The following is a 22,276-nucleotide window of genomic DNA, read 5'->3' on the forward strand; positions in this document are numbered from 1 at the left end:
GCCGCGCGATGCGACCGTGCTCGAGGAGGCATCATGGCGCACTTCGTGATCGTCGGAGGCGGGCTCGCCGCGGGCAAGGCCGTGGAGCGGCTCCGCACAGAGGGTTTCGACGGCGACGTCACGGTCGTGACCGCGGAGCGGCATCCGCCATATCAGCGTCCGCCGCTGTCGAAAGGATATCTGCAGGGGGTCGAGGGGCCGGATGCGGTCGTGCTGCACCCCTCGGAGTGGTACGCCGACGGGATGGCGGATCTTCGGACCGGCACCGTCGCGGTCGCTGTGGAGCCCGGCGACGGGCGGGTTGTGCTGGATGACGGCACGACGCTCGCCTTCGATGCTCTGCTCCTGGCGACGGGGTCGTCGCCGCGACGCCTCCCGCTCGAGGGCGCCGAGCTGCCCGGGGTGCGGACGCTCCGCACGCTCGACGACGCCGACGCGCTCGCGGCCGACCTGCGCGACGGCGGCAGACGGCTCGTGGTGATCGGATCCGGATGGATCGGGATGGAGGTGGCGGCGACCGCGCGGACGCTGGGCAACGACGTCACGGTGCTCGAGCGAGGCGAGGTTCCACTGGCTTCGGCCATCGGTGCGGAGATGGGGGCCGTGTTCCGCGACCTCCACCGGGCCCACGGCGTCGACCTCCGCGCCTCCGTCGGCGTCGAACGGATCCTCGGCGGCGACCGGGTCACCGCGGTGGTCGTGGACGGCGAGGAGGTCGCAGCAGACCTCGTCGTCGTGGGCGTCGGCGCGGCACCGAACCTCGCGCTCGCCGAGGAAGCCGGCATCGCCGTCGACAACGGCATCCTGACCGACGCGGGTCTGCGCACCGACGCCCCCGGCGTGTACGCGGCCGGCGACGTCGCCAACGCGTTCCACCCGGGTATCCGGCGTCGCCTCCGCAGCGAGCACTGGGACAACGCCCTCAAGGGCGGCGCCGTCGCGGCGCGATCGATGCTCGGGATCGAGGCGTCCCACGATTCCATCCCGTACTTCTACACCGACCAGTTCGACGTGTCGATGGAGCTGTCGGGCTATCCGCCGCTGATGCGGGATGCCGAGTTGGTCGTGCGCGGCGATGCGGAGGCGAGGCAGTTCATCGCCTTCTGGGTGGGTGAGGACACGGTGGTGGGCGCCATGAGCGTCAATGTGCCGAAGACCACCAAGACCGTGCAGGCGCTGATCCGCTCGGGCGATCGGGTGGATCGCGAGCGGCTGCGCGACGAGAACGTGCCGCTGGAGGGGCTCCTCGGCTGAAGGTCGTCAGTCCAGGCACGCACGTACCGCGCGCTCGACGACTGGCCGGACCTCGGCATCCGGATCGACCGTCACGCGGTGCAGGACGAGTCCGTCGCCCGCGGCCATCAGCGTGCGGACGGCCTGATCGGGCGCGTTCGCCCCCACGCGCGCGAGGATCGCCGTGGTCCACTCGACGTACGCGCGGCGCTGGTCCAGGAGCGGGGCGAGGAGCTCGGCATCGCCGGCGCCCTCGAGGAACAGCGCGTAGCGGGCCCGCGTGCGTTTCGCGAGCGGTCCCGTCTGCCACTCGATCAGGGCGCTGAGCGCCTCGACCAGCTGGCCGGGCGTCTCCACCGGGGATGTGCCGCCGGCCGCGAACTCCGCCCGCTCGGTCTCGGCGAGCCACGCCACGACCCCCGCCACGAGCGCATCGCGAGTGCGGAACCAGTTCGACGTGGATCCCTTCGGCAGACCCGCGCGCTCGTCCACGCGCGCGTGGGTCAGCGCCCGGATGCCCTGTTCGCCGACGAGTGCGAGCGCGGCGTCGAGTGCTCGCTCGCGTGTCGATGCCATGATCCCGACTGTAGGCGATACCGATCTACTATAGAAGTAGTGACAATCCACTATGAAAGTAGTAACCTTCGTCGCATGACCGATATCGCCGGCATCCGCTCGTCGATGGTCACCGCGAACGGACTGCGTATGCGCGTCACGGAGGCCGGAACGGGAAGGCCCGTGCTCATGCTGCACGGGTTCCCCCAGAGCTCCAGGGAGTGGGCGCCCGTCATGGCGGCGCTGTCGGATCGGGCGCGGCTCATCGCGCCGGATCTGCGAGGAGCGGGGGAGACCGACGCGCCGAGCTCGGGCTACGACTCCGAGACGGTGCAGCGCGATGTCATCGCACTGCTGGACGAGCTGGGGCTGGAGCAGGTCGATCTCGTCGCCCACGACTGGGGCGCGATCGTCGGATTCGATCTGTGCCTGACGCATCCCGAGCGGGTGCGGAGGTACGTCGCCATCGCGGTGCCCGCCCCGTATCTGCGCATGAACAGAGGGCTCGCGCTCGGGCTGATGAAAGCACTGCCGCACCTCTGGTTCCAGTGGGCAGTGGCCACCCCCGGCCTCGGGCCCGCCCTGCTGTCGCGGGGTCGGCAGCGGCTCGCGAACTACATCCTCCACGCCTTCCAGGTGCGCCCGAAGGCGGAGGCCGACGAGGCGGCTTATGAGCGCGCGCTGGCCGATCCGGCGCGCGCCCGCGCAGCGTCCAAGCTGTACCGCGGACTGATACTCCCCGGTTTCATGAGGGCGGTGAACGGCTCCTACCACGGGCGGGTACTGAGGACGCCGACGTTGGTGCTCTTCGGCGCGGATGACGGGCTGCTCCCCAAGGATGCGCTCGAGGTGAGTCCCGACGACGCCCCGCACACGACCATCGAATACGTGCCCGGCGGCGGGCACTATGTCGTCGACGAGAACCCCGCCGAGGTGGCGCGGCGCATCGGCGAGTTCCTCGGGGTCTGATCGGAAAAGGGCCGGCCTGTCCTTGGATGTGGCCGCTCAGGCCGCGAGGGAGTGCGCGTCCAGGATCGTGTAGGCGTAGCCCTGCTCGGCGAGGAACCGCTGCCGGTTCTGCGCGAAGTCCTGGTCGACGGTGTCGCGCGCGATGAGCGTGTAGAAGCTGGCGGTGTGGTTCGACTGCTTCGGGCGCAGGAGCCGGCCGAGGCGCTGGGCCTCCTCCTGGCGCGACCCGAACGAGCCCGAGACCTGGATGGCGACGGATGCCTCGGGCAGGTCGATCGAGAAGTTCGCGACCTTCGACACCACGAGCACGGAGATCTCGCCCACACGGAAGGCCTGGTACAGCTCCTCGCGCTCGTCGACCGGCGTCTGCCCGGTGATCTTCGGGGCGTTCAGCGCCTCGGCGAGCACGTCGATCTGATCGAGGTACTGCCCGATGATGAGGATGCGCTCGCCCTCGTGCCGCTCCACGAGTTGACGCACGACGCCGATCTTCGCCGGCGCCGTGGCGGCGAGACGGTACCGCTCGTCGTCGGCCGCGGCGGCGTACTCGAGGCGGTCGCCGGCCGGCAGGTCGACGCGCACCTCGTAGCAGACGGCGGGGGAGATGAAGCCCTGAGCCTCGATCTCCTTCCACGGCGCGTCGAACCGCTTGGGGCCGATGAGGCTGAAGACGTCGCCCTCGCGGCCGTCCTCGCGCACGAGGGTCGCCGTCAGGCCCAGCCGTCGCCGCGCCTGCAGGTCGGCGGTGAGCTTGAACACCGGCGCCGGCAGGAGGTGCACCTCGTCGTAGACGATCAGACCCCAGTCCAGGGCGTCCAGCAGCGCGAGGTGGGCGTACTGTCCCTTCCGCTTCGCGGTGAGGATCTGGTAGGTCGCGATCGTGACCGGCTTGATCTCCTTGACCTGCCCCGAGTACTCGCCGATCTCCTCGGGGGTCAGCGACGTGCGCTTGAGCAGCTCGTCGCGCCATTGGCGCGCGCTGACCGTGTTCGTCACGAGGATGAGGGTCGTCGTCTTCGTCTCGGCCATGGCGCCCGCGCCCACGAGGGTCTTGCCGGCGCCGCAGGGGAGCACCACGACGCCGGACCCGCCGTCGGTGAAGATGTCGACCGCCTGCCGCTGATACGGGCGCAGTTCCCAGCCGTCCTCCGCGAGGTCGATGGGGTGAGGCGTCCCCGGCGTGTAGCCGGCGAGGTCCTCGGCCGGCCAGCCGATCTTCAGCAGCTCCTGCTTGATCTGGCCGCGGGCCCACGCGTCGACGACGTAGACGTCGGGGGAGGGGTGGCCGATCAGCAGCGGCTGGATGCGCTTGTTCTTCGACACCTCCGCCAGGACCGCGGCATCCGTCGATCGCAGGATCAGCTCGCCTCCGCTGCCGTCCTCGGCGACCGGGGTGCGCTCGATGACCAGACGCCCGTACCGGCCCACCGTCTCGGAGATGTCGATCGAGACCGACGGGGGCACCGGGAACCGCGACCACCGGTCGAGCGTCGCGAGCATGTCCTGCGCGTCGTGCCCGGCGGCCCGTGCGTTCCACAGCCCGAGCCGCGTGATGCGGTAGGTGTGGATGTGCTCGGGGGCGCGCTCGAGCTCGGCGAAGATCGCCAGCTCGTGGCGGGCGCTCTCGGCGTCGGGATGTGCGACTTCGAGGAGCACCGTGCGGTCGCTCTGGACGATGAGGGGGCCGTCAGCCATAACGAGCTAGTTTACCGGCGCCCCGGGCGGGACGGGCGTGACGGCTCGGAGGGCGAAGCGGATGCCGCGACTCACGCGACGCCGACGCTGACGATGCTCGACACGGGCAGGGTGCGTTCGATGTCGGCGGCGCGGTCGCGTCCGCGCAGGCGGCCGCCGCCGAGCCCGGCCGCCTCGAGGGTGAAGGAGCGCTCCGCGCCGTCGGGCATGCGCACCACCACGATGATCTCGGCGCGGCTGCGCACGGCCTGCTCGAGCTCGCGCTCGAGCCACCCCGCCTCGCCGTCCGTGCCGTGCCCGCCGCGGAGGATGGCGATGAGTCGTGCGTACGCCTGCTCCGCCGTCGCCGCGGGTTCCGAGGGCGTGCCCGAGGTGCGCCGGTGGATCGACTCCGGGCGTCCTGCCGCATCGAGCGCGATCACCGGGTACCGGGCGTCTGCGAGCGTCCAGTAGACCGCGTCCCTGGCCACGCGCGAGGTGAGGGCCTCGCCGTCGGGCACGAGTCCGAGCGGACGAAGCGCCTGATCGATCGCGATGGCGTCGAGCAGGCTCGTGTCGGGACTCTCGACCCGGGTGCGGCCGGTGCCCTCGTGGGCGCGCACACGCACCATGCCGTGTCGTGCTGCCGTGCTCTCGATCAGGTACTCCAGCGGCTGGGGGATCCCGGTGAGCGACAGCGAGGCGAGGAAGGCCCGCATCGACTCCGCCGTCTCGCCCTCGGTCATGCCGGCGGCGAGCGACGCGGCGGTGAAGCGGTAGGTCGACGCCTGCGCGCGCGATTCGCGTGCGGCCATGGAGCGCAGCCGCAGGTCGAGTGCGGGCGCGAGCGGCCCTGGCGCGATCGCGGTGAGATCGGCCTGAAGATACACCCTGTCGATCTCGGCGGGGAGGTACGGCGCCATCGTGGCGGCGTCGGCCGCTTCGCCCGCGCGCAGCGCCGCCGTCCAGGGGAACTCGGCGGCGCCGGCGGGATCGAACAGGCCCCAGCGCACGCCGAGGCGGTGGAGCTCACCGGCGCGCGCCGGCCAGTCCGGGTCGAGCGGGTACGCCGTCGGCCACGAGGCGGGCGAGGCGAATCCACCCGCCGGGGTGCGCAGCCCCGCGGGCAGGCTGGCGCGCAGCCCCTCGGCGATCGCCTCCCAGCGCTGCGGAGTAGGCGCCTCCAGCCACCGTTCGCCCAGGTCGGTCACGACCCACTCGCGGTCGTGCGCGACGGCGAGGCCCGCTCCCGCGGCGGAGGTCAGCAGATCCTCGAGGTCGTCCGAGAACTCGATGGCCCCGGCATCCATGAGCCGGCGGCGGTCCGCCGCGCTCACCGGACCGGCGCCCGTCCGCGCGAGAGGGGCGTGCAGACACGCGAGGAGCACGTCGGCGAGGGAGCCGGCCGTCGTGAACGCCCGCTCTGCGGCCCCGGCGGAGGATCGCGGCTCGGCGGGCGCCGGCTCGCGCTCGTCGGCGGCGGGGGTGAACGCCTCGGGGGAGGTGGCCGCCGCGGCGGCCACCCGTTCGGCCACCACCGCGTACGGCGCACCGTCGGCGTCGACGAGCGCGAGGAGCGACGCTGTGCCGTCGGCCCGGCTTCGCCCGTCCCGCAGGGCGATGAGATCGCGGCGGTCGAGGCGGGTCAGCGCACGGTCGACCGATGAGGACTCGAGCAGGCTCTCCGCGGCGTCGAAGAAGTCGTGCCATCCGGCCTGGGCAGTCACGCCCCGTGCCGCGAGCGTCGCCGCGAGCGCGGCATCCCCGAGATCGGCGAGCCGTGTCGCGAGTGCGCGCGCGTCGGAGACCAACCCGGTCAGCCCCCTCTGTTGGCCCGCGACCTCCGGACGAGACTCATGATCAGCACGGCGAGCAGCAGCCCGAACGCCACGATCGGCGCGATGTACACGAGCACGCCCACCAGCGGCCAGATTCCGGCGCTGAAGTCCGCGCCCGCGGCCGACGCGATCATGATCGCGAAGAAGCAGACGATCGAGAGCACGAGCAGCCCGAGCGACATGAAGGCCAGGACGCGGTCGATGCGGCGGACGGGGACGTCGCCGGAGGGATTCGTGCTCATCCGCTCCAGCCTACCCGCTGGCGCTGACCTTGCGGAGGGACGATGCCGAGCCGGTGGGGCCTGCCGCCAGGGCGTGCCATTAGGCTGGTGGGTGGGGTTCAGAACCCCGATTTCGTCATGCCGCCGCGCGTGGGCGCGGCGCCCGATCCAGCGAGGTTTCCATGCCCACCGGCAAGGTCAGGTTCTACGACGAGGAGAAGGGCTTCGGCTTCATCTCCTCCGACGACGGTCAGGACGTCTTCCTGCACGCCACCGCCCTGCCCGCCGGCACTCCCGCTCTGAAGACGGGCACGCGGCTGGAGTTCGGCATCGCCGACGGCAAGCGCGGGCCGCAGGCGCTCTCGGTCCGAGTGCTCGAGGCTCCCGTCAGCCTCGCCAAGCGCTCCCGCAAGCCCGCGGACGATATGGCGATCATCGTCGAAGACCTGGTGAAGCTGCTCGACGGCATCGGCGGCGACCTGCGTCGCGGCCGCTATCCCAGCGGCTCGCACGCCAAGAAGGTGGCCGCAGTTCTGCGCAAGGTGGCCGATGAGCTCGACGCCTGATCCCATCGATCCCGACGCCGACTTCCTCCTGGATCCGGTCGTCGATCCGGTCGAGCCCGCTGCCGAGCCGGCGGAGCCGGTTGCCGAGGCGTCGGCGCCCGCTGACGAGGCGGCGGCGCCCGCTGACGAGGCGGCGGAGCCCGCGTCGCCCGACCCGCGGCTGCTCGAGGCCCATGACCTGGCGCTCGCGGCCCTGCGCGAGATCACGCCGGCATCGACGATCGGCGAGCCCGCGGACTACCGGATGGAGGCCGACGGCGTCGTCTCGCTGCGGTTCACCAACCGGCTCGCCGGGTATCCGGGCTGGTTCTGGACTGTCAGCCTCGCGCGCGTCGAGGACGCCGAGCCGACCGTTCTCGAGGTCGAGCTGCTGCCCGGCGAGGGAGCGCTCATCGCGCCGGACTGGGTGCCTTGGGCCGTGCGCCTGGCCGATTACCACGCCGCGCAGGCCGCCGCGCAGGCGGAGTCGGCCGCGGATGACGACGACGAGACGGCCGAGGGCGAGGAGCTCGACGACGTCGACGACCTCGATGCAGCCGACTTCGACGACGACGGTTCGCCCATCCTCCACGCCGGCGATGTCGACGGCGTCGACATCGACGAGCTGGCCGACCTCCACGACGACGACTCCGACGAGGAGGTCGACGACGACTCCGACGACGACGACGAGGACGACTCCGACGACGACGAGGACGACTCCGACGACGAGGACGACTCCGACGACGACGACGACGAGGACGACTTCGACGACGAGGACGGCGCTGACGAGGACGACGACGAGGACTTCGACTCCGAACGTGCCTGACCTCCTCCAGACATGACGAAGGGGTGGACTCCCGCCGCCCGCAGCGCGGTGGGATCCACCCCTTCGCGTTCTCTCAGCGGCGCTCGACCGCGTGCTCGGCGGGCGCCGCCGGGCGCGCCACCGCATCGGCGACGTGGAAGCGTGCGCTCAGCAGCACGTCATCGCGCGACGACGGCCCGACGAGCAGTTCGAAGTCGCCGGCTTCGACAAGGCGCCGGCCCGCGGCATCCACGATCGTGCACTCCGCGACGGGCAGCGACAGCTCGACCGTCGCCGTGTCGCCCGGCTGCAGGTCGACGTGGCGGTACGCCTTGAGCTCCTTGTCAGCCCAGCTGACCGAGGTCACACTGTCACGCACGTAGACCTGGACGATCTCGTGCGCCGGCCTGTGGCCCGTGTTGCGCAGCTCGACGAAGGCGCGCACGGTGTCGCCCCGACCGACGTGGGATTCGACGATGCGCAGGCCCGAGTACTCGACCGTCGTGTACGACAGGCCCTCGCCGAAGGCGAACGCGGGGCTCTGCGTCAGGTCGGCGTAGCGCTCGCCGTGCTGGCCGCGGATCTGGTTGTAGTAGATCGGCAGTTGGCCGGCATGGCGGGCGAACGAGAGCGGCAGGCGGCCGCCCGGCTCGATCAGGCCCAGCAGCAGCTCGGCGACGGCCTGGCCCCCGCGCATGCCGGGGTTCGCCGCCCACACCACGGCTGCGGCATCCGTCACCGCCGGTGGGAGCACATGCGGCTTCGAGGCGAGCAGCACCACGATGAGGGGCGTCCCGGTCGCGGCGAGCGCGTCGAGCAGGGCGAGCTGTCCGCCGACGAGCTCGAGCGTCGCGGTCGACCGGCCTTCGCCGACGAGCTCGATGCGGTCGCCCACCACGGCGACGACGTAGTCGGCCGCCTCTGCGGCGGCGACCGCCTCGGCGATGCGGTCCGCGTCCGGTGCGCTCGGCACGACCACCTGGGGCCGCGGCTGTCCGTCGGGGAAGAACGCGCCCGCCGGGTCCTCCTCGAGGGTGAGGATGCCGGCGCCCTGCGCGTGCGTGATCTCCCAGTCCTCGGGAGCGTGCGCGCGCAGTCCGTCGAGCACCGTCGTGATCATCTCGCGCGGGTGCCCGTCGCGGATCCAGTCGACCTGACCGGACGAGCCGGCCCAGTCTCCCAGCTGCGTCTGCGCGTCGTCGGCGAGCGGGCCGACCACCGCGATACGACGGCGACCGGATGCTGCGACCACCGCTCGTCCGGATGCATCGGCGGTGAGCCCGCCGGCGAGCGGCAGCGTGCCGTCGTTGCGCAGCAGCACCAGCGAGCGACGCGCGACCTCGAGATTGAGCGTCGTGTGCGCGGCGGACCCGACGGCCATCGCGATGCGATCGCGGTCAGGAAGGCGCGGATCCTCGAAGAGGCCGAACTCGAACTTCAGCAGAAGGATGCGGGTGACAGCCCGGTCGAGCGCCTCCTCGGTCATGAGTCCCTGCGCCAGGGCGTCCTGGGCGCCCTGGAAGAACCCGGGCGTCGTCATGATCATGTCGTTGCCCGCGAGCACGGCGGCCGCGGCGGCGTGGGCGTAGTCGGGCTGCACCTTCTGCTCCCACACCATGCGTCCGACGTTGTCCCAGTCCGTGATGAGGGTGCCGGTGTAGCTCCACTCGCCGCGCAGCACGTCGTTCAGCAGCCAGTCGTTGACCGTGATCGGCACCCCGTCGGTGGTCTGGTAGCCGAGCATGAAGGTGCGGCATCCCTCCTTCGCCACCCGCTCGAACGGCGGCAGGAACCATGACCGGAGCTTGCGGCGCGAGATGTCGGCCTCGCTCGCGTCACGGCCGCCCTGCGTTTCGGAGTACCCGGCGAAGTGCTTCGCCGTTGCGAGGATCGCGGTCGGATCATCGAGGCCGCCGCCCTGGTAGCCGCGCACCATCGCCGAGGCGAGCTCGCCGATGAGGAACGGATCCTCGCCGAACGTCTCGTCGACGCGGCCCCAGCGCAGGTCGCGGGCGATGCACAGCACCGGCGAGAACGTCCAGTGGATGCCCGTCGCCGAGACCTCGACGGCGGTCGCGCGCGCGACACGCTCGGCGAGGCCGGCATCCCATGACGCGGCCATGCCGAGCTGGGTGGGATAGATCGTCGCGCCCTCCCAGAAGGAGTGCCCGTGGATGCAGTCCTCGGCGACGAGCAGCGGGATCTGCAGGCGCGTCTGCAGGGTCAGCTCGCGGGCGTGCAGCACCTTCTCGGGGGAGGCGTGCAGGATCGACCCGGCGTGCATGCGCACCACCTGTTCCTCCAGGTCGTCACGCGCGTCGAGCTGCAGCATCTGCCCGATCTTCTCCTCGACCGTCATGCGACCGAGGAGGTCGGCGATGCGGTCGGCGACCGGAAGGGAGACGTCGAGGTAGGCCGGGCGCCCTCCGTGGTGATGTGAGGTGGCGGTCACGAGGTCTCCTGCGTGTTCGTGTTCGTTCGCACGACCGTGACGGCGTCGTTGACGTTCATGCCCTTCTTCTTCATGGCACGGGCGCGTTCACCGGCGGACCGCAGGCGCGGGTTGACGTACTCGTCGATCCCGAAGTTGATCAGCGAGAGGGCAACGCCGATGGCGGCGATGCACAGACCCGGAGGCAGGAACCACCACCACTGGCCCTGGCGGAAGGCCCCCTGCGCGCTCGCCCAGTTGAGGATCGTGCCCCAGTTGTAGGTCGTCACCGGGATGATCCCGATGTACGACAGCGTCGTGAGGCCGATGATCGCGGCCGTCACGGTGCCCACGAAACTGGCGGCGATCAGTGCCATGAGGTTCGGGAGCATCTCGACGGCGATGATCCGCCGGAGGGGTTCGCCGTTGGCGCGGGCGGCCTGCACGAAGTCCCGGCCGCGCAGCGACATCGTCTGCGCGCGCAGCACGCGCGCGCCCCACGCCCAGCCGATGAGGCCGAGCACTCCCGCGACGAGGATGAGGGGCGGATCCTCGAACATCGACGCCACGATGATGATCAACGGGATGCCGGGAATCACCAGGAAGACGTTCGTGAGAGCCGACAGGCCCTCGCTGCGCCACCCGCGCAGGTAGCCGGAGAGCACACCGACGACGATCGCGATGACCGTGGCGATGATCGCTGCAAGGAAACCGACCACGATGACGCCGCGGGTGCCGTGGATGACCTGGCTCAGCACGTCCTCGCCGATGTGCGTCGTGCCCAGCCAGTGCTCCGCCGAAGGCGGCTGGAAGCGCGCGGTGTTGTCGACCTTCGTGGGGGAGTACGGGGCCAGCACGTCCGCGAAGATCGCGACGAGCACGAAGAACCCGAGGATCGACAGGCCCGTGATCGACTTCCGGTTGCGGAACATCGCGAATGCGGCACCCAGCCTGGACCAGAAGGTCGGCTTCCCGGGCGGCTTGCCGGCGGGGGCGGGGCTGCGGACGGTGGCGGTCGCCGGCGTGCGCGCCGGACGCTGCGCCGTCGTGTCGTTGACGATCGTGTTCATGCTCAGGCCTCCGTCTGGCGCGTGCGCGGGTCGAGGAACGCGTAGGCGACGTCGGCGAGGAGGTTCGCCAGGAGCACCGAGATCGTGATCACGAGGAACACCCCCTGCATCAGGGCGTAGTCCTTCGCGTTGGTGGCGTCCAGCAGGAGCTTGCCGATCCCGGGGTAGCTGAACACCACTTCCATCACGATCGTGCCGCCGACGATGAAGCCGAGCGCCAGCGCGAAGCTCTGGATCTGAGGGAGCACGGCGTTGCGGGCGGCGTAGCGCCAGAGCACCCGGTCGTTGGGCATGCCCTTGGCCTGCGCGACGGTGACGTAGTCCTCGTCGAGCACCGTGAGCATCATGTTCCGCATGCCCAGCATCCAGCCGCCGAGCGAGGCGATGACGATCGTCCCCGCGGGGAGGAAGCCGTGATGGATCACGTCGCCGATGAACTCCCACGACCACTCGGGCGCCACGCCGACGCCGTAGGCCTTGCCGATCGGGAACCACCCGAGCGCGACCGAGAAGACCGAGATCGCGAGCAGGCCCAGCCAGAAGTACGGGATGGTGCTGAAGAAGGTGGTGATGGGGATGAGGACGTCGAGTCTGCTGCCCCGGCGCCAGCCGACGATCGCGCCGCCGATGGTGCCGATCGCGAATGCGAGGAGCGTCGCGAAGCCGACGAGGCCGACCGTCCAGATCAGTGACTGGCCGACCACCTCGGTCACCGGCCGCATGCCGTGCAGCAGCGAGATGCCGAGATCGCCGCGCAGGAGGAGGCCCCAGTAATCCACGTACTGCTGCCAGAGCGAGGTGTCGGCATCCATCCCGAGCAGGGTGCGCAGAGCCTCGGCCGCCTCCGGCGTGACGTTGCGGTTGCGCGCGAGATACGCGCTCACCGCATCGCCCTTCATCAGGCGCGGCAGGAAGAAGTTGATGGTGATGGCCGCCCAGAGCGTGAACAGGTAGAACAGGGCGCGGTTGCCGAGGAAGCGCCAGGGGACGCGGGCGCGGCCCTTGACGACGCTTGTCGCGGTCGTGCCCGCCTCGATCGCGTCGAAGTCCGGGGACGGCAGCTGAGGGGCGAGGGCACTCATCTCTCACCTCCGAGAATGCCGGCTGCGTGCGCGAAGTAGGTGTCGGGATCGGGGGATGCCGCGCGCAGCTCCTGGGTGTACGGGTTCTGAGGACGCAGGATCACGTCGTCCGCGGGGCCGCGCTCGACGACGCGCCCTTGGTTGAGCACGAGGACCTCGTCGCTGAAGTGCCGGGCGGTGGCCAGGTCGTGCGTGATGTAGAGCACCCCCAGCCCATGCTCGCGCTGCAGATCGGCGAGCAGGTTCAGCACCCCCAGGCGGATCGAGACGTCGAGCATCGAGACCGGTTCGTCGGCCACGAGCAGCTTCGGGCGGGAGGCGAGCGCGCGGGCGATCGCGACGCGCTGGCGCTGCCCTCCCGAGAGCTCGTGCGGCCGGCGGTCGATGACGGCGTCGGCGTCGAGGCGGACGCGTCCGAGGAGGCGGCGCACCTCGTCGTCCAGTCGGTCCTTCGGCACGACGCGGTCGAGCTGCAGCGGCCGCTGGATGGCGTAGCGGATGGTGTGATACGGGTTCAGTGACGCGAACGGATCCTGGAAGACCATGCGCAGCTGCTGCCGGTAGGCGCGCAGTCCCTTGCCGCGACGGGGGATGGGCGCACCGTCGAAGCGGACCTCGCCGCTCGTGGGCGTCTCGAGCTGGGTGAGGATCTTCGCGATCGTCGACTTGCCGCTGCCGGACTGGCCGACGAGCCCGATCGTCTGGCCGGAGCGGAGCGTGAAGCTCACGTCGTCGAGCGCCTTGATCTGCCCGGCGCCGCGCACGGAGTACACCTTGGTGACGGCGTCGAATTCGAGGACGGTCATCGGTGGACCACCCCTCTCTCTCCGGTGAGTCGGGGGAACGAGGCGAGCAGCGTCCGGGTGTACCCGTCCTGCGGATCGGTCCAAACTCGCTCCGCGGCGTCGAGCTCGACGATCTCTCCCTCGCGCATGATCGCGATGCGGTCGCTGATCTCGAGCAGCAGCGGCAGGTCGTGGGTGATGAAGATGACCGAGAAGCCGAACTCGTGGCGCAGGTGGGAGATCTGGCGCAGGATCTCGCGCTGCACGAGCACGTCCAGTGCCGTCGTCGGCTCGTCCATCACCATCAGCTGCGGGCGCAGCGCAAGCGCCATGGCGATCATGACGCGCTGGCGCATGCCGCCCGACAGTTCGTGCGGGTACGAGCGGTAGCGCTGCGCGCCGACCTTGACGATGTCGAGAAGCTCGATGGCCGCGTCGCGCCGCTGCGAGCGGGTGAAGCTCGGACGGTGGACCTCGAAGACGTCCTCGAGCTGGGAGCCGATGGTGGCCACCGGGTTCAGCGAGTTCATCGCGCCCTGGAAGACCATCGAGATCTTGTCCCAGCGGAAGCGGCGCATCTCCTCGGCCTCGAGTCCATTGATGTCGACGTCCTCGCCGTTCGCGTCGTGGAAGGTGACGGACCCGCCGGTGATGACCGCCGGGGGCTTGAGGAGGCGCTGGACGCCGTAGGCGAGGGTGGTCTTGCCGCACCCGCTCTCGCCGGCGAGTCCGAGGATCTCACCACGCTGGAGCTCGAGGGTGACGTTCTTGACCGCTTCCACGGGGGGATCGACGTCGTAGACGATCGAGAAGTCGTGGACGGAGAGCAGCGGGTCTCTCATCGGTGCTGTTCGCTTTCGTGAAGGCCGACGTGCGGGCGGAGCGGATGCCGAGGCAGCGGTTCCGACGGGCGGGACGGATGCCGCAGCATCCGTCCCGCCCGCGGAGTGTCAGTCGGCGGGCTGCAGCTCGGTGAGGATCTGCACGATCGCGGGCTGCGTCGGGTCTGCCGAGGCGTACTGGTCCTCCTCCGAGGGCCAGCCGACGTAGTTGCGCGTGTTGAACTCGCCCAGGAGCGGGTGCGCTCCCAGCGGGATGGCCGGCACGTTCTCGACGAACGCCGTCTGCATCACTGCGAGCGCGGCGTCACGGTCCGCGTCCGACGAGGCATTCGCGTAGGTGTTCAGCGCGTCGGTGACCGCCGGGTCGTCGAAGCGGCCGAAGTTGAACGCCGCCTTGCCGTCGACGATCCACTTCGGGTCCATCGTCGACGTGTACAGGCCGTACGCGTTGCCGGTGTCTTCGAGCCAGTGGATGATCGCCTGGAAGGTGCCCTCCTGGCGCGCGGCGTCCCAGCCGCCCCAGTCCGGCTGGTCGACCTTGACCTCGATGCCGAGGCCCTCCTTGAGCTCCTCGGCGATCAGCGCCTGCTCGGTGTTCCAGTCGCTCCAGCCGGCCGGGACCGAGATCGAGAACGACACGGCCTCGCCGTCCGGGTCGATGAGCGTCTCGTCCTGCCAGGTGTAGCCGGCGTCGGTCAGGATCTGACGGGCCTTGTCGACGTCGACCGAGTACTCCTGGCCGGCGTATTCGGGGATCACCTCGTCCTGGAGCAGGGCGCCGAGACCGGTGACGCTCCAGACCGCCTCGCTCGCGCCTTCGCGGGCGATGTCGACGTAAGCCTGACGATCGATCGTCCACGCGAGTGCCTGGCGGAGCGCGGGGTCGTTGAAGGGCTTGGTCTGCAGGTTCATGAACAGCGTGCCCGCGCCCGCCGTGGGCGAAACGAGGAACTTGTTGTCGGGATCGGCCGACAGGTAGCTCTCCTGGATCTGCGGGATGAACGCCTGCGCCCAGTCCGCCTCGCCGGTGGCGAGCGCGGTCGTCAGGGCGGCGTTGTCACCATAGGAGACGTAGTGCAGCTCGGGCACTGCCAGCTCCCCGCCCCAGTAGTCGGGGTTCGCCGTGAGGGTGACCGACTCGGTGGTCCACGAGTCGAGCACGTAGGGACCGGTGCCGACGGCCTGGCCCTCGCCGGTGACCGGGTCGGTGTTCGGGTCGTCGATGTCCTGCCAGATGTGCTCGGGCACGATCTGGAAGTGCAGCACGCGCGCCTGCTGGGTGTACTTCGAGCTGTTGAAGTCGATGGTTACGGTGTCGCCGTCGACGGCGACGTTCTCGAGGTCGAGCGCGTTGGTGTCGTTGAGCTTGCCGTCGAGCACCTGGTTGAACGAGAACGCGATGTCGTCGGCCGTGAAGTCCTCGCCGTCGCTCCAGGTCACGCCGCTGCGCGCGACGACGGTGAGCTGCGTGTAGTCGTCGTTCCATTCCACGGATTCGGCGAGCCAGGGCGTGGTTCCGAGGTCGCCGGTCGGGTTCACGAGGGCGAGGGACTCGAAGATGACCTTGCCGTAGCCGTACTTCGAGGCGGATGAGTCGCCCAGGTAGGGGTTGTTCGACTCGGTGGTGATCGCGCCGTCGGGCTTGGCGATGGTGAGCGCCGCCGCTCCGCCGGAGTCCGCGTCGTCGCCGCCGCCACCGGCGCAGCCGGTGAGCACCAGCGCCGCGGCGACACCGGCGGCGGCGAGCGTTGTTCTGAGCCTCATTGCTTCTCCTTGATGTGTGAGCACGACGTCGTGTCTCCTGCAGTGACGGCGCCGTCGGGGTGATTGCCGGTTTAACTTACAATCAAGTAAGTAACTTTTGCAACCACGGTGCACCAGAACGCGCGGGCAGGGCGTGCGTAGACTCGCAGTCGCCGGCAAGAACCGATCCGACGCACCGGCGAAGAAGGGGGTGCCGACCCATGGCCGCACCGCGCCGGCAGCCGCGTTCGCGACCCGAGACCCTCGCCCGCAGGCGCGACATCCTCGACGCCGCGGTCGAGATCTTCGGCAGCAAGGGTTTCAGCGGAGGCACGCTCCAGGAGATCGCCGACCAGGTCGGCATGACCCACGCGGGGATCCTCCATCACTTCGGCTCGAAGCACGAGCTGCTGCTCGAAGTGCTGCAGCACCGCGACGAGACCGACGTCGCCGACCTCGAGGAACAGCACATCCCCGACGGAATGCCCCTGTTCCGCCATCTTGTGCGCACGGCGTTCGTCAACGCCCACCGCGCGGGCATCGTGCAGGCCTACGTCGTGCTCTCGGCCGAGTCGGTGACCGACGACCACCCGGGTCGCGAATTCTTCGAGAAGCGCTATCGCACGCTGCGCGCGGAGGTCGCGCACGCCTTCGCGGTCGTCTGCGCCGAGCGGGGCGTCACCGCTCCCGACACCGTCGACGTGGCCTCGGCGGCCATCCTCGCCGTGATGGACGGGCTCCAGGTGCAGTGGCTGCTCGACCCCGACGCCGTCGACCTGGCGCGCGCGTCGGAGTTCGCGATCGAGGCGATCGTCTCCGCGGTGCTGTCGCCGGCCCCGTCACCTCTGGTGGACAGGGCCGACGAGGAAGAAGCGGATCAGCCCAGTCGCTCGACCGTGTAGTCGATGCAGCGGAGGAGCTGACGGACGTCGTCGGGCTCGATCGACACGAACGTCGCCACGCGCAGCTGATTGCGGCCGAGCTTGCGGTACGGCTCGGTGTCGACGATGCCGTTGGCGCGGAGGCTCTTGGCCACGGCCGCGGCATCCACCGACTCGTCGAAGTCGATCGTCACGACGACCGGTGAACGGTCAGCGGGGTCGGCGACGAAGGGCGTCGCGTAGGCGGATGCCTCGGCCCAGTCGTAGAGCGCCTGCGACGACTCGCGCGTGCGGGTGTCGGCCCACTGCAGGCCACCCGACGAGAGGATCCAGTCGAGCTGCTTGTCGAGGAGGAACAGCGTCGCGAGCGCCGGGGTGTTGAGGGTCTGGTTGAGGCGAGAGTTGTCGAGGGCGTTCTTGAGGCTCAGGAACTCGGGGATGTAGCGACCCGACGCTGCGATGCGCTCGATGCGCTCGATCGCCGCCGGAGAGACCAGCGCGAACCACAGGCCGCCGTCGGAGCCGAGGTTCTTCTGGGGTGCGAAGTAGTAGACGTCGGCCTCGTGCACCGAGAAGTCGATGCCGCCCGCCGCGCTGGTCGCATCGATGACGGTGAGGGCGCCCTCGTCGCCGTGCACGCGCGTGACCGCGGTCGAGACGCCGGTCGAGGTCTCGTTGTGCGGCCAGGCGTATAGGTCGACGCCCTCGACGGCTTCGGCAACCGTGCTGGTACCCGGTTCGGCCTTGCGGACGTCGGGAGCCTCGAGCCACGGCGTCTTCGCCGCAGCGGCGAACTTGCCGCCGAACTCGCCGAACACGAGGTTCTGGCTGCGCTTCTCGATGAGGCCGAAGGCCGCGGCATCCCAGAACGCGGTCGAGCCGCCGTTGCCGAGGATCACCTCGTACCCGTTCGGCAGGCGGAACAGCTGGTTCAGCTCGGCGCGCACCTGGCCCACCAGGTTCTTGACGGGCGCCTGGCGATGCGACGTGCCCAGCAGCGCCGAACCCGGTCCTGCCAGCGCCTCGAGGTGCGCGGGCGCGATCTTCGACGGGCCGCACCCGAAGCGTCCGTCGGCGGGCAGGATCTCGCGGGGAAGCAGCACGTGGGACATGCGTCGATTCTAGAGAGGCGCCGGCCGCCGGCCTCGCCCCCGTGACAGCCCGTGACGCGCGCGGGCCTGCGCGGGGGTGCCCGACAGGGGGTGCGACCGCGGGTCGAGGCATCCGTCGCCAACAGGTCAACCGGGCTTCTCCAGGAGGCTGGAACCTTCCAGCGTCCTGCAGAGGCGCGGTTGACCTGTCGAGTGCCTCCTCCACAGGAGGGCGGACCGATGCCGGGCCAGCTCGTTGTCGCCAGGCTGGTCGCGGGGTCGCGCTGCGGCGTAGCGTCGCGCACCGCGCTGCGGCGCGGCATCGCGCACCGCGCTGCGGCGCGGCATCCGTCGCCAACAGGTCAGCCGGGCTTCCACAGGAGGTTCGAACCTTCCAGCGTCCTGTAGAGGAGCGGTTGACCTGTCGGGCGCCTCCTCCACAGGAGAGCGAGCGGATGCCGCGCGCACGAGTTGTTCACCGTGGCCCAGGAGGTGTGACCCACGGGTCGCGCGGCCCGCGATTGTTCCAGGATGACCGGACTGATCGACGCGGTGACCCGTCTGGGCGGCGTCGCACGCGTGCGGGCGCTTCTCGACGAAGGATTCAGTCGCCTGACGGTTGCCGGCGCGGTCGCGGAAGGCATCCTCACCGTTCCTCGCCGCGGTTGGGTCGCGGGGGTCGATGCCGACCCCTACCTCGTGGCCGCGGCGAGGGCCGGCGTCGTGCTGACCTGCGTCACCCGGGCGAAGAGGCTGGGGCTGTGGGTGCTCACCGACGAGGCGCCGCACGTCGGAGCGCCGCCGTCCGCCTCCCGACTGAGTCTGCAGAATCCGATGACGAAGGTGCATTGGTCGGTTCCGGTCCAGCCGCGTGAGCCCGGCGCCTTGGAGGACGGCATCCTGAACGCGCTCGTGAACGTCGCGGGATGCCAGCCGTACGTGGCGGCGTTGGCAGTGTGGAACTCGGCGCTCAATCGTGGACTGGTCACCACGATGGAGCTCGCCCGCCTGCCGCTGCGACCGGCCGCCCGGCGGGTGCTCGACGCCGCGACCCCGTTCTCGGATTCCGGACTCGAGACGATCTTCGCGATCCGACTGAAGTGGCTGCGGCTTCCGATCCGGGCGCAGATCTGGATACTCGAGCATCGTGTCGACTTCCTGATCGGAGAGCGACTCGTGGTCCAGATCGACGGCGGGCACCACGTGGGACTCCAGCGCGCCCAAGACGTCGCGCACGACGCGGCGCTCACCCTGCTGGGGTACCACGTGATTCGGGTGACCTATACCCAGATCATCGACCGCTGGCACGAGGTGCAGGAACTCATCATGCGAGCAATCGCGCAGGGCCTCGACCGACCGCGCTGATTCTCTGCGTCGCCGGTCGCAGCTGGTCGGTCCTCGGCTGCTCGTCGCCCTCCGCCGACTCTGTGCAACAGGTCAACCGGCCTTCGACAGGAGGTTGCATCCTTCCAACCTCCTGTGGAAGCGCGGTTGACCTGTTGAAAGCCCCGTGGCCAGGCAGAGCGCCGAAGGCGCCCGCCGGCCGCCGCCGAAGGCGCCCGCTGGCCGCCGGCCGCCGCCGAAGGCGCCCGCCGGCCGCCGGCTCCGCCCCGGCCCCGCCTTGGTGACGACGCCAGAAGATAGGCTGTCCTTACACTCCAGACATCGAGGATGCCGCGACATGACCGACCTGATCGACACCACTGAGATGTACCTGCGTACGATCCTCGAGCTCGAAGAGGAGAACATCGTGCCGCTGCGCGCGCGCATCTCGGAGCGTCTCGGACACTCGGGTCCCACGGTGTCGCAGACGATCGGGCGCATGGAGCGCGACGGGCTCGTCGTCGTCTCGGACGACCGCACCCTCGAGCTCACCGACGCCGGCCGGCAGAAGGCCGTCGACGTCATGCGCAAGCACCGGCTGGCCGAGCGCCTGCTCTCCGACGTGATCGGCCTCGACTGGGCGTACGTGCACGAAGAGGCATGCCGCTGGGAGCATGTCATGAGCGAGCAGGTCGAGCGTCGCCTCGTCGAGCTGCTCGGACACCCCACCGAGTCGCCCTACGGCAACCCGATCCCGGGGCTGGACCAGCTCGGCGACATGCCGACGAGCGGGTTCGAACAGGGCGTCGTGGGGCTCGTCCGCAGGCTGAACGACGCCGGCGAGCCGATCACGGGAACGGTCCGCCGCCTCGCCGAGCCGGCCCAGGTCGACCCCGAGCTGCTGCAGCAGCTCAAGGGCGCGGGCGTCGTGCCCGGCGCCGTCGGCGACTACCGCTATAGCGAGGGCTACGTGCTCGTGCAGATGCAGGGCAGCGACGAGGGCCTCGAGCTTCCCGTCGAGGTCGCCTCCCACATCTTCCTCGTCGACGAGACTCGTTGACCGGATAGCGCTCGCCCGCCAGGGCCCCGGCGGTGGGGCCCTGTGTGGCCGTGTGAAGCCGCGCCCGGCCGGGGATCGAGGCATCCGTCGACGAGCCGTCCAGAGAATTGCCAGTCGCACAGCGTGACAGAATCGTGACCTTCGGGTAGCCTCGAACAGTCCACAGGCGAGAAGCCCGCCGACCGGACCCCACGTGGATTGCCTCTCCGGCTCGTCGTCCACATGTGGTGAAGCCCGCACATCGTGCCCCGACATCGAGTGCTGACGAGCCAGGCGCCCCAGGGCGCGGAGGCGCCGGAGGACAAGCTTGGCTGAACATATCGAGTCGCCCGCGAACGGACCCGAGAACGACGCGGCGCGCCTGAGCCGCCGCGCGCGCGATCGCCGGACCCCCGCTCAGCGACCCCGATCCACCGTGCCCGCGACCTCGAGCTCGACGCCCCGTGGCGTCGCACGCGCCGTGCCGCCGAAGAAGGGGCCGAGCCGCGTGGCGAAGCCGTTGCGGAGCCTCGTGGTCCTCAGCATGGTCGGCGGACTGGTCGCCACGGTCGCTCTGCCGGCCTTCGCCGCGGGTGCCGCGAAGACCGATGAGGCGCCCGTGACGGTCCAGCAGATGGCCGTCGACGACGCCCAGACGTTCGTCGCCGCGTCCGACGCCAACGCGTCGGAGCTGACCCGCGAGAGCTACGCGGCCACGACCGCGGAGGAGATCGAGAAGAAGAAGGCCGAAGAGGCCGCCGCCGAGCGCGCGCGAGCCGCCGCTGCTGCTGCCGCCGCTGCCGCCGCCGCCGCGTCTCGGAGCTCAGCCCCGGTCAACATCGCCATGACGTCGCCGGGCAACGGCGAGGTGCGTTGGCCGATCCTCAACTTCACCAAGGGCCGCGGCCTGTGGGACTCCGGGTACCACCAGGGTGTCGACCTCCTCGCCTCGTGCGGCACGCCCCTCTATGCGGCGGCGGCCGGTGTCGTCAAGGTCTCGCAGGAGAGCTACGGCGGCTACGGCGTCGGCGTCACCATCGACCACGTCATCGGCGGTCAGCGCGTCAACACGCTGTACGGCCACATGACCTACGGCAGCCGGCAGGTCTCGGTCGGTCAGACCGTCTCGGCCGGGCAGCTCATCGGGTTCGTCGGCAGCACGGGTAGCTCCACCGCCTGCCACCTGCACTTCGAGGTCCACATCAACGGCTCTGTCGTCGATCCCTGGGCGTGGCTGCAGTCCAACGCCGGCTGAGCCCGAACCCCGAGCCCGTCGCGGACGTCGAACCGGCTCCTGCATCACAGCGCAACGGATGCCTCCACCCGGCCGGGTGGAGGCATCCGTTCTTCGACACGCCATGGGTCGTTCACACCGCTGCGGCCCCGGTGTCTGCCCAGTGCGTTAGCCTGAGTCCCGACGCTGAGAGAGCGGAGGGAGCCGATGGGCTGCACACCACGCATCCGCACCATGGATGCGCTCGGACGCCTCGTCCTTCGGCATTGCACGAGCGGATGCCGCGGCATTGCCGTGGTTCCAAGGCGCTGTCTATAAGACAGCGCCTTTTTTCATGCCCCTGCGCCCTTGATCGTCGCATGTCGAATACCGAGAAGCCGTCCCGGCCATTCGAGAGGATGATCAATGCGCACTCTGGTGCTGAACGCGGGCTATGAGCCGCTCGCTGTCGTGTCGTTCAAACGGGCGCTGGTGCTCGTGATGAACGAGAAGGCCACCGTGGTGGAACACACCGAGACCGATCCGGTGTGGGGGACCAGACGTGCGTACGAACGCCCGGCGGTCATCATCCTGACCCGCTACGTGCGCGTGCCGGGCGGTCGGCACGTGCCGGTCACGCGTCGCGGGGTGCTCCGTCGCGACAACCACCGCTGCGCGTACTGCGGCAAGGCCGCGTCGACCATCGACCACGTGCTGCCGCGTTCGCGCAGCGGCGCGGACTCGTGGGAGAACCTCGTCGCGTGCTGCCTGCGCTGCAACAACGTCAAGGGCGACCGCACGCCGCAGGAGATGGACTGGCAGCTCCGCTTCACGCCGCGCCCGCCTCGCGGCGCGCAGTGGACCGTTCGGGGCACCGAGCGTACGGACCCGCGGTGGGAGCCGTATCTGGCGCTCGCGGCCTGATTTCTCCTCGAA

20 protein-coding genes are annotated in these 22,276 nt (G+C 70.2%); 9 read left to right on the forward strand and 11 right to left on the reverse strand.

From position 1 onward, the window contains the following. The first annotated feature begins 33 nt into the window (after positions 1-33). Positions 34-1,254 carry an NAD(P)/FAD-dependent oxidoreductase gene (locus ACZBH1_RS12085; protein WP_463646489.1) on the forward strand — a complete coding sequence of 407 codons (1,221 nt, stop codon included), beginning with the start codon at positions 34-36 and terminating at the stop codon, positions 1,252-1,254. 6 nt (positions 1,255-1,260) lie between these two features. On the opposite strand, the gene ACZBH1_RS12090 is transcribed toward ACZBH1_RS12085, so the two are convergent. Continuing rightward, complete coding sequence (locus ACZBH1_RS12090) at positions 1,261-1,809, reverse strand: TetR/AcrR family transcriptional regulator (protein WP_336396667.1); 549 nt, start codon at positions 1,807-1,809, stop codon at positions 1,261-1,263. A gap of 75 nt (positions 1,810-1,884) precedes the next feature. Between ACZBH1_RS12090 and ACZBH1_RS12095 the strand changes: the two genes are divergently transcribed. Then, positions 1,885-2,757 (forward strand): alpha/beta fold hydrolase, encoded by an 873-nt coding sequence (locus tag ACZBH1_RS12095; RefSeq protein ID WP_463646490.1) that lies wholly within the window; start codon positions 1,885-1,887, stop codon positions 2,755-2,757. Positions 2,758-2,793: 36 nt separating this feature from the next. Here the strand turns inward: ACZBH1_RS12095 and ACZBH1_RS12100 are convergent, their stop codons facing one another. The 3 genes from ACZBH1_RS12100 to ACZBH1_RS12110 all read right to left on the reverse strand — a co-directional run bounded on the left by ACZBH1_RS12100 (position 2,794) and on the right by ACZBH1_RS12110 (position 6,511). Further along, on the reverse strand, positions 2,794-4,452 hold the full coding sequence (locus ACZBH1_RS12100) for a DNA repair helicase XPB (RefSeq protein WP_336396665.1): 1,659 nt from the start codon (positions 4,450-4,452) through the stop codon (positions 2,794-2,796). A gap of 71 nt (positions 4,453-4,523) precedes the next feature. Continuing rightward, positions 4,524-6,242, reverse strand: a complete 1,719-nt coding sequence (locus ACZBH1_RS12105; protein ID WP_463646491.1) for a helicase-associated domain-containing protein — start codon at positions 6,240-6,242, stop codon at positions 4,524-4,526. Between the two features lie 5 nt (positions 6,243-6,247). Next, positions 6,248-6,511 carry a multidrug ABC transporter ATPase gene (locus tag ACZBH1_RS12110; RefSeq protein WP_336396663.1) on the reverse strand — a complete coding sequence of 88 codons (264 nt, stop codon included), beginning with the start codon at positions 6,509-6,511 and terminating at the stop codon, positions 6,248-6,250. 161 nt (positions 6,512-6,672) lie between these two features. Here ACZBH1_RS12110 and ACZBH1_RS12115 point away from each other — a divergent pair, with 161 nt between their 5' ends. Then, a complete protein-coding gene (locus tag ACZBH1_RS12115; RefSeq protein WP_336396662.1) occupies positions 6,673-7,056 on the forward strand; it encodes a cold-shock protein in 384 nt (127 codons plus the stop codon). Next, entirely contained in the window at positions 7,040-7,861 is an 822-nt protein-coding gene (locus ACZBH1_RS12120; RefSeq protein ID WP_463646492.1) for a DUF3027 domain-containing protein, read from the forward strand. The genes ACZBH1_RS12115 and ACZBH1_RS12120 overlap by 17 nt, the downstream gene beginning before the upstream one ends. A gap of 73 nt (positions 7,862-7,934) precedes the next feature. Here the strand turns inward: ACZBH1_RS12120 and ACZBH1_RS12125 are convergent, their stop codons facing one another. The 6 genes from ACZBH1_RS12125 to ACZBH1_RS12150 form a co-directional block, all read right to left on the reverse strand. After that, entirely contained in the window at positions 7,935-10,292 is a 2,358-nt protein-coding gene (locus ACZBH1_RS12125) for an exo-beta-d-1,3/1,6-glucosidase (RefSeq protein ID WP_463646493.1), read from the reverse strand. Then, the gene (locus ACZBH1_RS12130; protein WP_463646494.1) at positions 10,289-11,341 is read right to left on the reverse strand and encodes an ABC transporter permease; all 1,053 of its coding nucleotides are present in this window, start codon (positions 11,339-11,341) and stop codon (positions 10,289-10,291) included. The genes ACZBH1_RS12125 and ACZBH1_RS12130 overlap by 4 nt, the downstream gene beginning before the upstream one ends. 2 nt (positions 11,342-11,343) lie before the next feature. Next, complete coding sequence (locus ACZBH1_RS12135; protein WP_336396658.1) at positions 11,344-12,423, reverse strand: ABC transporter permease; 1,080 nt, start codon at positions 12,421-12,423, stop codon at positions 11,344-11,346. Then, positions 12,420-13,229, reverse strand: coding sequence for an ABC transporter ATP-binding protein (locus ACZBH1_RS12140; RefSeq protein WP_336396657.1), 810 nt, complete (start codon positions 13,227-13,229; stop codon positions 12,420-12,422). Before ACZBH1_RS12140 ends, ACZBH1_RS12135 begins: the two co-directional genes overlap by 4 nt. Continuing rightward, on the reverse strand, positions 13,226-14,050 hold the full coding sequence (locus tag ACZBH1_RS12145; RefSeq protein WP_463646495.1) for an ABC transporter ATP-binding protein: 825 nt from the start codon (positions 14,048-14,050) through the stop codon (positions 13,226-13,228). The genes ACZBH1_RS12140 and ACZBH1_RS12145 overlap by 4 nt, the downstream gene beginning before the upstream one ends. A gap of 108 nt (positions 14,051-14,158) precedes the next feature. Beyond that, on the reverse strand, positions 14,159-15,814 hold the full coding sequence (locus tag ACZBH1_RS12150) for an ABC transporter substrate-binding protein (protein WP_463646496.1): 1,656 nt from the start codon (positions 15,812-15,814) through the stop codon (positions 14,159-14,161). Positions 15,815-16,014: 200 nt separating this feature from the next. Here ACZBH1_RS12150 and ACZBH1_RS12155 point away from each other — a divergent pair, with 200 nt between their 5' ends. Continuing rightward, positions 16,015-16,695, forward strand: a complete 681-nt coding sequence (locus tag ACZBH1_RS12155) for a TetR/AcrR family transcriptional regulator (protein ID WP_378881916.1) — start codon at positions 16,015-16,017, stop codon at positions 16,693-16,695. On the opposite strand, the gene serC is transcribed toward ACZBH1_RS12155, so the two are convergent. Continuing rightward, on the reverse strand, positions 16,671-17,786 hold the full coding sequence (serC, locus tag ACZBH1_RS12160) for a phosphoserine transaminase (RefSeq protein WP_463646497.1): 1,116 nt from the start codon (positions 17,784-17,786) through the stop codon (positions 16,671-16,673). The two genes, ACZBH1_RS12155 and serC, sit on opposite strands and share 25 nt — an antisense overlap. 510 nt (positions 17,787-18,296) lie before the next feature. Here serC and ACZBH1_RS12165 point away from each other — a divergent pair. From ACZBH1_RS12165 to ACZBH1_RS12180, 4 genes are all read left to right on the forward strand, one after another. Continuing rightward, positions 18,297-19,130 carry an endonuclease domain-containing protein gene (locus ACZBH1_RS12165; RefSeq protein WP_463646498.1) on the forward strand — a complete coding sequence of 278 codons (834 nt, stop codon included), beginning with the start codon at positions 18,297-18,299 and terminating at the stop codon, positions 19,128-19,130. A 316-nt stretch (positions 19,131-19,446) separates the two neighbouring features. Further along, on the forward strand, positions 19,447-20,148 hold the full coding sequence (locus ACZBH1_RS12170) for an iron-dependent transcriptional repressor DtxR (protein WP_378881908.1): 702 nt from the start codon (positions 19,447-19,449) through the stop codon (positions 20,146-20,148). Positions 20,149-20,563: 415 nt separating this feature from the next. Continuing rightward, the gene (locus ACZBH1_RS12175) at positions 20,564-21,382 is read left to right on the forward strand and encodes a M23 family metallopeptidase (RefSeq protein WP_336406420.1); all 819 of its coding nucleotides are present in this window, start codon (positions 20,564-20,566) and stop codon (positions 21,380-21,382) included. Positions 21,383-21,766: 384 nt separating this feature from the next. Next, the gene (locus tag ACZBH1_RS12180; RefSeq protein WP_336396649.1) at positions 21,767-22,264 is read left to right on the forward strand and encodes an HNH endonuclease; all 498 of its coding nucleotides are present in this window, start codon (positions 21,767-21,769) and stop codon (positions 22,262-22,264) included. The last annotated feature ends 12 nt before the right edge of the window (positions 22,265-22,276 follow it).

It is taken from the genome of Microbacterium sp. ZXT2-5 (genome assembly GCF_055329545.1).

Bases quoted from the DNA above. Each gene is read 5' to 3' on its own strand.
- ACZBH1_RS12085 (WP_463646489.1), top strand. From the start codon at position 34: ATGGCGCACTTCGTGATCGTCGGAGGCGGGCTCGCCGCGGGCAAGGCC.
- ACZBH1_RS12090 (WP_336396667.1), bottom strand. From the start codon at position 1,809: ATGGCATCGACACGCGAGCGAGCACTCGACGCCGCGCTCGCACTCGTC.
- ACZBH1_RS12095 (WP_463646490.1), top strand. From the start codon at position 1,885: ATGACCGATATCGCCGGCATCCGCTCGTCGATGGTCACCGCGAACGGA.
- ACZBH1_RS12100 (WP_336396665.1), bottom strand. From the start codon at position 4,452: ATGGCTGACGGCCCCCTCATCGTCCAGAGCGACCGCACGGTGCTCCTC.
- ACZBH1_RS12110 (WP_336396663.1), bottom strand. From the start codon at position 6,511: ATGAGCACGAATCCCTCCGGCGACGTCCCCGTCCGCCGCATCGACCGC.
- ACZBH1_RS12115 (WP_336396662.1), top strand. From the start codon at position 6,673: ATGCCCACCGGCAAGGTCAGGTTCTACGACGAGGAGAAGGGCTTCGGC.
- ACZBH1_RS12120 (WP_463646492.1), top strand. From the start codon at position 7,040: ATGAGCTCGACGCCTGATCCCATCGATCCCGACGCCGACTTCCTCCTG.
- ACZBH1_RS12130 (WP_463646494.1), bottom strand. From the start codon at position 11,341: ATGAACACGATCGTCAACGACACGACGGCGCAGCGTCCGGCGCGCACG.
- ACZBH1_RS12135 (WP_336396658.1), bottom strand. From the start codon at position 12,423: ATGAGTGCCCTCGCCCCTCAGCTGCCGTCCCCGGACTTCGACGCGATC.
- ACZBH1_RS12140 (WP_336396657.1), bottom strand. From the start codon at position 13,229: ATGACCGTCCTCGAATTCGACGCCGTCACCAAGGTGTACTCCGTGCGC.
- ACZBH1_RS12145 (WP_463646495.1), bottom strand. From the start codon at position 14,050: ATGAGAGACCCGCTGCTCTCCGTCCACGACTTCTCGATCGTCTACGAC.
- ACZBH1_RS12150 (WP_463646496.1), bottom strand. From the start codon at position 15,814: ATGAGGCTCAGAACAACGCTCGCCGCCGCCGGTGTCGCCGCGGCGCTG.
- ACZBH1_RS12155 (WP_378881916.1), top strand. From the start codon at position 16,015: ATGGCCGCACCGCGCCGGCAGCCGCGTTCGCGACCCGAGACCCTCGCC.
- serC (WP_463646497.1), bottom strand. From the start codon at position 17,786: ATGTCCCACGTGCTGCTTCCCCGCGAGATCCTGCCCGCCGACGGACGC.
- ACZBH1_RS12165 (WP_463646498.1), top strand. From the start codon at position 18,297: ATGACCGGACTGATCGACGCGGTGACCCGTCTGGGCGGCGTCGCACGC.
- ACZBH1_RS12170 (WP_378881908.1), top strand. From the start codon at position 19,447: ATGACCGACCTGATCGACACCACTGAGATGTACCTGCGTACGATCCTC.
- ACZBH1_RS12180 (WP_336396649.1), top strand. From the start codon at position 21,767: ATGCGCACTCTGGTGCTGAACGCGGGCTATGAGCCGCTCGCTGTCGTG.